The organism is Streptomyces olindensis (assembly GCF_040645895.1).
Lineage (GTDB): Bacteria > Actinomycetota > Actinomycetes > Streptomycetales > Streptomycetaceae > Streptomyces > Streptomyces olindensis.
In genome coordinates this window covers 22,637-32,991 of record NZ_JBEYZD010000090.1, presented here as the reverse complement: position 1 = coordinate 32,991, position 10,355 = coordinate 22,637, and the positions used below count along the sequence as shown (strand labels likewise).

The window sequence follows — 10,355 nt, the reverse complement described above, 5'->3', positions numbered from 1 at the left end:
CCGGCGGATCGGCCGGGGGGCGGAAAGCGGACCCGGCGGGGGGACCTCGGCCCCCGGCCGGGTCCGGCATCACGCGTAGGGGTCGAAGGCGATGCCCGAGGGCTTGGCGGACGCCAGGTGGTTGGCGAAGTTGCCGTCCTTCAGGCCGAAGTTGGCGCTGCCGAAGTTGTACGACGTGAGCTTGTCCCGCACCCCTGCCGGGTAGCCGTTCCAGCCGACCAGCGGCGGGTACTGCCAGGTGCCCTTGTGGTTCTCCGGCGGCTCGTCGCCCGAGCCCGCCAGGCGGAAGCAGTGCGTGCTCGCGCCGTCCTTGTGGTAGACGATCTTCGGGTGCGTGCCGTCGAAGCGGACCTCGGACGCCGGGTGCACGTCGAAGGAGCCGTGGGCGGACGTGGACACGTACTTGACCTGGTTGTTCTGCACGAACACCGCGACGTGCTCGAAGTCGTGCCGGTGGCCGCCGATGCTGCTGCCCGCGATCGCCTGGTCCTTCTCGAAGTACAGGGCGTAGAGGATGGCGCACCAGCCGTTGTTGCACTTGGAGCGGGCGTAGCCGTTGGTGTTGTCCAGGTCCGAGGCGTCGCGGCAGTCGCCGCTCAGGGACCCGGTCGGGTTGAGCCCGCCGTTCACGGTGCCGTCCGGGCCGATGGCGGGCGTGGAGTAGCAGCCGTCGGTGTCGTAGTCGTAGGCGGGCTGGTACGTCTGCTCCAGCGACTCCGCGTTGGCCGGCAGCGCCCGCGGCGGGGCGGCGAAGGCCGTGGCGGGGAGGGCGAGCACGAGAGCGGCGGCACCGGCCGCTCCGGTGAACCATCTCCTGCGGTGGGCGAACGGGCGTGACGACACTGCGTCCTCCTCTTGGTCCGGGCGCAGCCCAACGGCTGTGGGGGAAAGGGAGGTTCAGCTTCCAGGTTGAACGCGTTCATGCCAAGAGGGTCGGGGGATCCCAACGGTGAATCACAGCCCAATAGTTGGCGTCCGGCCGCCGATTCAGACCATGTCGTCCGGGATGTCGGCCGCCGCCTCCTCGGGCGCGAGATCCGGCCGGAGCCGCAGCCAGGACGGCTGCCGCAGCAGTCCCTCCCGGGTCCGGGTGCTGTAGCGGACCTCGCCGACCAGCCGGGGGACGACCCAGTGCGCCCCGGGAGCGCGCGGGGCGGGGTCGAAGGGGCAGACGTCGGTCGCGGCGTCCCGCAGCAGCCCGGCCAGTTCGGTCCGTTCGGACTCGCTCCAGCCGGTGCCCACGCTCCCGACGTAGCGCAGCCGCCCCGCCGCCCGCTGCCCGACCAGCACCGCGCCCGGCAGGCCGGTGAGCCGCCCCTTGCCGGGCTGCCAGCCGCCGACCAGGACGTCCTCGGTGCGCATGTTGCGGATCTTGATCCAGGCCCGGGAGCGCACGCCCGGCTCGTACACCGAGTCCAGCCGCTTGCAGACGAGCCCCTCAAGGCCGTGCTCGCGGGTGGCGCGCAGGGCCTCGGCGCCGTGGCCGACGATCGCGGCCGGTGTCGACCAGGACGGCCCGGCGAGGCCCAGCTCCTCGAGCGCCGCGCGGCGTCGCGCGTAGGGGAGCCGGAGCAGGGAGCGGTCCTCCAGGTGCAGCAGGTCGAACAGCACGAGATGGACCGGCACCTGAGCCGCCCGCCGCGCCGCGCGGGCGGGCGCGTGGGCCAGGCCCATGCGGGACTGCAGCAACTGGAAGTTCGCACGTCCCTCTTCGTCCAGGGCGAGGACCTCCCCGTCGAGCACGGCGGGCGTGATGCCGAGAGCGGTGCCGAGCGGGCGCAGTTCCGGGTACGCGGCCGTGATGTCCTCGCCGGAGCGGGCCCGCAGCAGCACGCCGCCGTCCCCGGGGAGGTAGACCACCACGCGCTGGCCGTCCTGCTTGGTCTCGTAGGCCCAGCGCGCGTCCTGCGCGGCGGGCGGCAGGGTGCCGGGCGTGGCGAGCATGGGCGGGATCAGCGGCAGGTCCACGGGTGAGGTGTCGACGCGCCGGTGCCCGGTCACGCGCGTTCGGCGGGGCATTCGCCTGAACGGCGTCGGCGAGTGGCGGCCGCCCGGCCGTGGCTGGTATTGCTTGAGTCAGGCAAGTAGGGCGGTAGGGTGGCCGCATGGCTACCTCGTCGCCGTACGGCAGCATCCGTGACAGGCCGGGGCTCGCGCGCGGGGACGGGCAGCACCTGCTGCTCGTCGTGCGGGAGCCGGAGCTGGCCGAACTGCTCTCCACCACCCTGCAGCTGGCGGGCTACCGGACCAGCCTGACGGACTCCGGGACGGAGGCGCTGGCGCGGGTCGAACGGCACCGGTTCGATCTGGTCGTCCTCGACGGCGAACTGCCCGACGTGGGCCGGCTGGGCCGGCGGCGCCCCGCCGTGCTCGCCCACCGCCCGCCGGCCCTCGTGCTGACGGTGTGCGACTCCCTCCCGGGCCTGCTGCCCGAACTCGGCCCGGGGAAGCGGGACTACGTCACCAAGCCCTTCCGGGTGGCCGAGGTCCTGGCCCGTATCCACGTCCTGCTGCGGGCCTCGGTCCCCGACCCGGGCCGCGCCGACGAACTGGCCTACGGCGACCTGGTCCTGGACGACGCCCGGTGCCGGGCGCGCCGCGGGGAACGGCCGCTCGACCTGACCCCCGCGGAATACCGACTGCTGCGTCACCTCCTGGTCAACGCGCACCGGGTGCTCTCCAAGGCGCAGATCGGCCGGTCCGTCTGGGGCGACGCCCACGGCGGCAACGCGATCGAGCAGCTCGTCTCCCGTCTGCGCCGCAAGGTGGACCGGGACGGCCCCGCGCTGATCCACACCCGCCGCGGCTTCGGCTACTGGCTGGGACGCGTCGACGCCGAGCCCTGAACCCTCGGGCGCCCCCCGCTGTGATCCGGGTCACGTCAGCCAGCTGTCAGGGAACTGGCGGGGCGGTGTCAGCCCGCTCTGTTTGCATGAATCCGTCGAGGCCTCGACGCAACTCCGCCCCCCCACGATCGAGGAGAAGCATGGCCGACACCCTCGCCGACGCCGCGCCCGACCCCGCCGCGACGGTCCCCGAGTACCCCATGGCCCGGGCCGCGGGCTGCCCCTTCGACCCGCCCCCGGACCTCACCGCCCGGCAGCACGAGGGCCGGCTCGTCAAGGTGCGCCTGTGGGACGGCAGTACGCCCTGGCTCGTGACCCGGTACGAGGACCAGCGCGCCCTGCTCCTCGACCCCCGGGTCAGCGCCGACATCACCAGGCCCGGCTACCCTCTCCAGGCCGCCGGCAGCGGCGAGAACAACGCCAGCTTCATCCTCATGGACGACCCGGAGCACGCCCGGCTGCGCCGCATGGTGACCGCGCCCTTCGCGATCAGGCGCGTGGAGGCGCTGCGGCCGGGTGTGCAGCGGATCGTGGACGACCTGATCGACGAGATGCTCGCCGGGTCCGGGCCGGTCGACCTGGTCGAGGCGTTCGCGCTGCCGGTGCCCTCGCTGGTCATCTGCCGGATGCTCGGAGTGCCGTACGAGGACCACGACTTCTTCCAGGAGAACAGCAGGATCCTCATCAAGCGGGACGCGGCCATGGAGGACCGCGGGGCCGCCCACGAGCGGCTGATCGCCTACCTCGACGAGCTGATGGGCGAGAAGACGGCCCACCCCGGGGACGACCTGCTCTCCGGACTGGTCGAGCGGGTCAGGTCGGGGGAGCTGACCCGGAGGGAATCCGCCCGCATGGGCGTGCTCCTGCTCATCGCCGGACACGAGACCACCGCCAACATGATCGCGCTCGGCACCCTCGCCCTGCTCGAACACCCGGAGCAGCTCGCGCTGCTGCGCGACACCGACGACCCCAAACTGGTCGCCGCGGCCGTCGAGGAACTGCTGCGCTACCTGACCATCGTGCACAACGGGCGCCGCCGGGCCGCTCTGGAGGACATCGAGATCGGCGGGCGGACCATCCGGGCCGGCGAGGGCATGATCATGCCCAACGACCTGGCCAACCGGGACCCCGCCGCCTTCCCCGAGCCGGACCGGCTCGACCTGCGCCGCGACGCCCGCCGGCACATCGCGTTCGGCTTCGGCGTGCACCAGTGCCTGGGGCAGCCGCTGGCCCGCATGGAACTCCAGGTCGTCTACGGCACCCTCTACCGCCGCATCCCCACGCTGCGGCTCGCCGCCCCGGTGGAGAGCCTGCCGTTCAAGCACGACGGCTCGGTGTACGGCGTCTATGAACTGCCCGTCACATGGTGACCCGGGAAGAGCAGGAGGCAGGCATGCGAGTGGAACTGGACGAGCCGAGGTGCGTGGCGTCGGGGCAGTGCGTGATGGCCGCCCCCGAGGTCTTCGACCAGCGCGAGGAGGACGGCATCGCCTTCGTGCTGGACGAGCGGCCCGCGGCGGACTCCCTGGCGGAGGTGCGCGAGGCCGTGGCGATCTGTCCGGCGGCCGCGATCCGGCTGGTGGAGTGAACGGCTCGATTTACTTGAGTTACGCAACGAGATGGTAAAGTGGATCCATGTCCACACCACCGCTCCCCGACGTCCCCTCTCCGGAAGTCACCGAGATCGAGCGCGCGCTCACCCGCATCACCTACCTGAGCACCCGCGCCCGCCGGCACGACCGGCTGATGGCCCTGGCGGGCGTGCCGCTCGACCGGGCCGCCGTCGCGCTGCTGCGGCAGATCGCCGACTGCGAGCCGCTGCGGCCGGGGGAGCTCGCCGCCCGGCTGGGCGTGGAGGCCTCGCACGTCACACGGACGGTGCAGCAACTGCAGAAGTCCGGCTACGTCACCCGCGTCCCCGACCCCGACGACCGGCGCGCCCAGCGCATCGAGCTCACCGAGGCCGGGGCGCAGGCCATCGCCAAGGTCCGCCAGGCCGGGGTCCGGGGCATGCAGATGGCCCTGTCCGACTGGTCCCCCGAGGAGCTGCGGCAGCTCGCCACGCTCTTCCACCGCATGGTCGACGACTTCCTCGCCTACGCCGACGACGGGGAGCCCGAACCCCGGTCCGCCCCGGCGGGCCAGGCCTGACCCCCGCCGCCGGCGGCTCGCACGGCAAGACCGGTCCCCGCTCACCGCGCGGCGGGGTCACGCGGCTCCGCCCGCTCCGCGTCCGCGAGGCCGGGCGGCGCGGGCTCGCGCAGCCGGCACAGCAGCAGCCCGCCCAGCGCGGGCAGGGCGATCAGCGGCACCAGGGCCGTCCGCAGCGAGGTCGCGTCGGCCAGGGCCCCGAGCGCGGGGGCCGCAAGGCCGCCGACACTCACCGTCAGCCCCAGCGTGACACCGCTCGCGGTGCCCACCCGCCGGGGCAGGAAGTCCTGTCCCAGGGTGAGGTGCAGCGAGAACGGCACGTACAGGCCCATCGACGTCAAGGCGACGAACAGGTACACCGCCGGTCCGGGCACCAGGAGCACACCGGCCACGGCCAGGACCGTCAGGGCGTACGACCGGCGCACCACCGCCAGCCGCCCGTACCGCTCGGCCAGCCGGCCCCCGGCCAGCGTCCCCACGGCACCCCCGGCATAGAGGACGAACAGCGCCGCCGTACCGGCCGGTTCCCCGCCGCCGGTGCGTGCGCGCACGTACAGCGAGACGAACGCGCTCAGGCCGACGAACACCACCGAGCGGCAGACCACCGCACCGGACAGCCGCAGGAAGGACGCCCAGTCGTCCCGGCCCCCGGCGACGGCCGCACGGGCACCCTCCGTACCGCTCCCGGCGGCACGCACCGCCGCCGCACACAGCGCCGCGCCCACCAGCGCCGGGACGACCAGCAGGGGAGAGGCGCGCAGGCCGCCCACCGCCATGACGGCCAGGACCAGCAAAGGCGCCAGGGCGAAACCCGCGTTGCCGCCGAAGGAGAACCAGCTCATCCCCGTGTGCCGGCCGCCCGCGACGGCCCTGGCCACCCGGGCGGCCTCCGGATGGTAGGCGGCCACCCCGACCCCGGACACGGCGACCGCCGCCAGGGTCGTCGCATAGGAGCCGGTCACCCCGCTCAGGGCGACACCTGCCCCGGCCGTGAGCGCGCTCAGCGGCAGCAGCCACGGCATCGCGCGCCGGTCGGTGAGCACCCCGAACAGCGGCTGCACCAGCGACGACAGCAGGGACGCGGCGAGGACCACGCCCGAGGCGGCGGCATAGGAGTAGGCCCGCTCGGCGACGAAGAACGGCACCAGAGCGGCGACGGCTCCCTGGTACACATCCACACAGGCGTGCCCCAGGGACATCAGGACGACGGATCGGTCGCGTCTCGAAGCGGTCACCCGGCGATCGTCGTCCGGGGAGCGCCTGGCCCGCTTCCGATAATCTGCCGAACTGTGCCGAACATCCGCCACACCCCCACGGCACCGACGCGTGCCCAGCGACTGAGCGCGGGCGACCGCATCGACGCCCACCGCCACGACGACCACCAGATCGTCTACGCGGGCTCCGGCGTCGTCGCCGTCACCACCGACGCCGGCACCTGGTTCGCGCCCGGCACCCGCGCCATCTGGGTGCCCGCAGGCACCGTGCACGCCCACCGCGCCCACGGCCGCCTCGACCTGCACCTGGTCGGCCTGCCCGCCGGCGACAACCCCCTCGGCCTCGACCACCCGGCCGTCCTCGCCGTCAGCCCGCTGCTGCGCGAGCTGATCCTCGCCTACACCCGCGACCCCGGCGACGACAGCCCCGAACGCCGCCGGCTGCGCGCCGTCCTGCACGACCAGCTGCGCCTGTCGCCGCAGCAGCCCCTGCGCCTGCCCACCCCGGCCGACCCGCGCCTGGCCGCCGTCTGCGCGCTCGTCCACGACAACCCCGCCGATCCGCGCACGCTCGCCGCGCTCGGCGCCGCGACCGGAGTGGGGGAGCGCACCCTCAGCCGGCTCTTCCGCAGCGAGTTCGGCATGACCTTCCCGCAGTGGCGCACCCAGTCGCGGCTCTACCACGCCCTGCGGATGCTGGCCGACGGCCTGCCCGTCACGACCGTCGCCCACCGCTGCGGCTGGTCCTCCGCCAGCGCGTTCATCGACGTCTTCCGGCGTTCGTTCGGCTACACGCCCGGCAACCGCCACCGGCGGCCGCAGGGCCCGCCGGACTGACCTGTCTACCGTCCAGTAATATCGCGCGGCAGGCCACCAGAGGAGGAACCGTGTCCCGGTCCGAACGCTCGCCCCTGCTGCTCGCCGGCCTGCTGGCCGCCGCAGGCGTCGCCCACTTCGCCGCTCCCCGCCCGTTCGACGCGACCATCCCGACCGGCCTGCCGGGCACGCCCCGGGCCTGGACCTACGCCAGCGGCGCCGCCGAGCTCGCGCTCGCCGCGGGCCTCGCCCTGCCGCGCACCCGCAAGGCGGCCGCCCTGGCCACCGCCGCCTTCTTCGTCGGGGTGTTCCCCGCCAACGTCAAGATGGCCGCCGACTGGCGCCACCGCCCCGCGCCGCAGAAGGCCGCGGCCTTCGGACGGCTGCCCCTGCAGGTGCCCCTGGTGCTCTGGGCCCGCGGTGTCGCACGGAACGCGGAGGGCCGGTCGTGACCGCGCGCGTGGAGACCGGGGACAAGGTCGAGGACTTCGCCCTGCCCGACGAGACCGGCACCGAGCGCACCCTGTCCGGGCTGCTGGCCGAAGGGCCGGTCGTGCTCTTCTTCTACCCCGCCGCCCTGACCCCCGGCTGCACCGCGCAGGCCTGCCACTTCCGCGACCTCGCCGCCGAGTTCGCCGCCGTCGGCGCACGCCCCGTGGGCATCAGCGGGGACGCCGTGGAGCGCCAGCAGGAGTTCGCCGGCCGGCATGGCCTCGGCATGCCGCTGCTGTCCGACGCCGACGGCACCGTCCGGGCGCGGTTCGGCGTGCACCGCGGCTTCTCCCTGGCGCCCACCAAGCGGACCACGTTCGTCATAGCGCCGGACTTCACCGTCCTCGACGTCGTCCGCAGCGAACTGCGCATGAACGCCCACGCCGACCGGGCGCTCGCCGCGCTCCGCGCCCACCGGGCCTGACGGCGTCCCGAATGCGGCGGCGCGGTTGATAGAGGGCCGCAAAGGGATAATCCTGGACGATATGGAGGACGCCTCCGCTGCTGCGATCATCGACGCCCGCGGCACAGTGACGGGGTGGAGCGAGGGTGCCCGGCAGCTGACCGGCTACGCGGCCGAGGAGGCCGTGGGCCGGTCCGTACGGAGCCTGCTCGCCGAGGACGTGCCGCCCGAGGCGGTGTCCGCGCGGTCGGGCACCGTCATGGTGCGGCACCGCGACGGCTACCTCGTCGGGGTGCGCGTCAGGGCGTGCGCCGTGACCGGGCGGGACGGCGAACCGGACGGATACGTGATCACCGCCGCGCCCCCCGGCCGCGGGGAGACCTCCCTGGCCGGCCGCGCGTTCCAGCAGGCGTCCATGTCCATGTCCGTCTTCGACACCGGCCAGCGCTACCTGCGGCTCAACGAGGCCGCCTGCCACGTGATGGGCGTGTCCGAGGAGACCCTGCTCGGCCGGCACTTCCCGGAGACCGTCGAGGAGGCCGAGCACAGCCGCGGCTTCAACTGGCACCTGCGCCACGTCGTCGAGACGGGCCGGCCCCTGAGGTACGAGAGCTACACCGGCGCACCGGCCCTGAACCGGGACCACGCCTGGGTCACCGAGATGTGGCCGCTGCGAGACGCCTCCGGCGAGCTCGTGGGCACCGCCCTGGCCGCCTTCGACAGCACCGAGCAGTACTGGGCCCGGCAGCGGCTGGCCCTGCTCAACGAGGCCGCGGCGGCCATCGGCACCACCCTGGACGTGGTGCGCACGGCCGAGGAGCTGACCGGGGTCATGGTGCCCCGGTTCGCGGACTTCGCCAGCGTCGACCTGTACGACTGGGTCCTCGGCGCGGACGAGCCGCCCGCGGCCTCCGCCGACGAGATCACACTGCGGCGGGTCGCCCACGGCTCCGTCACCGAGGGCACGCCGGAAGCGGCCGTCCACCTGGGAGAAGTGGACGTCTACCCGTCGTTCTCGCCGATCGCCCGGGCCATGCGGGAGGGCCGTGCGATCCTCAGCCAGGCGGGGGAGCCGGCGTTCATGCGCTGGGTCGCCGAGCGCAACACGCGATCCCCCCAAGGGCGCCCTTACCGCAAGGGCGTCCACTCGATGATGGCGGTCCCGCTGCGGGCCCGCGGCACCACCCTGGGGGTCGCCGTGGCGGTGCGCGTGGCACAGCCGGACGACTACGGCGACGACGACGCGGTGTTCGCCGAGGAACTCGCCAGCCGGGCAGCGGTCTGCGTCGACAACGCCCGCCGCTTCGCCCGTGAGCGCACCACCGCCCTGGCCCTCCAGCACAGCCTGCTCCCCAAGGGCCTGCCCGGCCAGGCCGCCGTCGAGGTCGCCCACCGCTACCTGCCCTCCGGCTCGGCGGCCGGCATCGGCGGCGACTGGTTCGACGTCATCCCGCTCTCGGGCAGCCGGGTCGCCCTGGTCGTCGGGGACGTCGTGGGCCACGGCATCCCCTCCTCGGCGACCATGGGCCGGCTGGTCACGGCCGTACGGACCCTCGCCGACGTGGACCTGCCGCCGGACGAACTCCTCACCCACCTCGACGACCTGGTCACGCACCTCGCCTCCGACGACCAGGGCGACGAGGTCCCGGAGCTCGGCGCGACCTGCCTGTACGCCGTCTACGACCCCGTCGCGCGCCGCCTGAACCTGGCCGCCGCCGGGCACCCCGCCCCCGCGCTGGTGCTGCCCGACGGCTCCGCCCGGCTGATCCCCATGAGCGCGGGGCCCCCGCTGGGCGTCGGAGGGCTGCCGTTCGAGGCGACGGAGCTCCAGCTGCCCGAGGGCTCCGTCGTCGCCCTCTACACCGACGGCCTCGTCGAGGACCGCTACCGCGACGTCGACCACGCCACCGACGAGCTGTGCCGTGCCCTGACCGTGCCCGCCGACTCGCTCGACGCCCTGTGCGACACCGTGCTGAAGGCCGTACTGCCGGAGGACCCCGGCGACGACGTGGCGCTGCTGCTGGCCCGTACCCGGGCGCTCGGCGCGGACCAGGTCGCCACCTGGGACGTGACGCCCGACCCCGCGCAGGTGGCCGCCACCCGCCAGGCCGCCACCGACCAGCTGACCGCGTGGGGCCTGACCGAGACGGCCTTCGTCACCGAACTCGTCGTCAGCGAGCTGGTCACCAACGCCATCCGGTACGGCGCCGCGCCCATCCAGCTCCGTCTGATCCGCGACCGGACCCTCATCTGCGAGGTCTCCGACGGCAGTTCGACCTCCCCGCACCTGCGGCGGGCGCACCAGGACGACGAGGGCGGCCGCGGCCTGCTGCTGGTCGCGCAGCTCACCCAGCGCTGGGGCAGCAGGCAGACCACGCGCGGCAAGACGATCTGGTGCGAGCAGTCGCTCACACCACTGTTCTGACCGGCCCG

11 protein-coding genes are annotated in these 10,355 nt (G+C 74.0%); 8 read left to right on the top strand and 3 right to left on the bottom strand.

Going from position 1 to position 10,355, the window contains the following annotated elements; all coding sequences use genetic code 11:
- Positions 1 to 69: 69 nt before the first annotated feature.
- Both ABZ948_RS36335 and ligD read right to left on the bottom strand, forming a co-directional pair.
- Positions 70 to 843, bottom strand: a complete 774-nt coding sequence (locus ABZ948_RS36335; RefSeq protein WP_359766987.1) for an NPP1 family protein — start codon at positions 841 to 843, stop codon at positions 70 to 72.
- 144 nt (positions 844 to 987) lie between these two features.
- Entirely contained in the window at positions 988 to 1,968 is a 981-nt protein-coding gene (ligD, locus tag ABZ948_RS36330; RefSeq protein WP_359766993.1) for a non-homologous end-joining DNA ligase, read from the bottom strand.
- Positions 1,969 to 2,105: 137 nt separating this feature from the next.
- Between ligD and ABZ948_RS36325 the strand changes: the two genes are divergently transcribed.
- From ABZ948_RS36325 to ABZ948_RS36310, 4 genes are all read left to right on the top strand, one after another.
- A complete protein-coding gene (locus ABZ948_RS36325; protein WP_359766985.1) occupies positions 2,106 to 2,846 on the top strand; it encodes a response regulator transcription factor in 741 nt (246 codons plus the stop codon).
- 140 nt (positions 2,847 to 2,986) lie between these two features.
- On the top strand, positions 2,987 to 4,216 hold the full coding sequence (locus ABZ948_RS36320) for a cytochrome P450 (RefSeq protein WP_359766983.1): 1,230 nt from the start codon (positions 2,987 to 2,989) through the stop codon (positions 4,214 to 4,216).
- A gap of 23 nt (positions 4,217 to 4,239) precedes the next feature.
- Positions 4,240 to 4,434 carry a ferredoxin gene (locus ABZ948_RS36315; RefSeq protein WP_359766981.1) on the top strand — a complete coding sequence of 65 codons (195 nt, stop codon included), beginning with the start codon at positions 4,240 to 4,242 and terminating at the stop codon, positions 4,432 to 4,434.
- Between the two features lie 47 nt (positions 4,435 to 4,481).
- Complete coding sequence (locus ABZ948_RS36310) at positions 4,482 to 4,997, top strand: MarR family winged helix-turn-helix transcriptional regulator (protein ID WP_359766980.1); 516 nt, start codon at positions 4,482 to 4,484, stop codon at positions 4,995 to 4,997.
- A gap of 41 nt (positions 4,998 to 5,038) precedes the next feature.
- Here ABZ948_RS36310 and ABZ948_RS36305 read toward each other — a convergent pair whose 3' ends face one another.
- Positions 5,039 to 6,196, bottom strand: coding sequence for an MFS transporter (locus ABZ948_RS36305; RefSeq protein ID WP_359766991.1), 1,158 nt, complete (start codon positions 6,194 to 6,196; stop codon positions 5,039 to 5,041).
- A gap of 90 nt (positions 6,197 to 6,286) precedes the next feature.
- Between ABZ948_RS36305 and ABZ948_RS36300 the strand changes: the two genes are divergently transcribed.
- The 4 genes from ABZ948_RS36300 (at position 6,287) to ABZ948_RS36285 (ending at position 10,347) form a co-directional block, all read left to right on the top strand.
- A complete protein-coding gene (locus ABZ948_RS36300) occupies positions 6,287 to 7,048 on the top strand; it encodes an AraC family transcriptional regulator (protein WP_359766978.1) in 762 nt (253 codons plus the stop codon).
- 50 nt (positions 7,049 to 7,098) lie between these two features.
- On the top strand, positions 7,099 to 7,479 hold the full coding sequence (locus ABZ948_RS36295; RefSeq protein WP_359766976.1) for a DoxX-related protein: 381 nt from the start codon (positions 7,099 to 7,101) through the stop codon (positions 7,477 to 7,479).
- Positions 7,476 to 7,943, top strand: coding sequence for a peroxiredoxin (locus ABZ948_RS36290; RefSeq protein ID WP_359766974.1), 468 nt, complete (start codon positions 7,476 to 7,478; stop codon positions 7,941 to 7,943). The genes ABZ948_RS36295 and ABZ948_RS36290 overlap by 4 nt, the downstream gene beginning before the upstream one ends.
- A gap of 61 nt (positions 7,944 to 8,004) precedes the next feature.
- Positions 8,005 to 10,347, top strand: a complete 2,343-nt coding sequence (locus ABZ948_RS36285) for a SpoIIE family protein phosphatase (protein WP_359766972.1) — start codon at positions 8,005 to 8,007, stop codon at positions 10,345 to 10,347.
- The last annotated feature ends 8 nt before the right edge of the window (positions 10,348 to 10,355 follow it).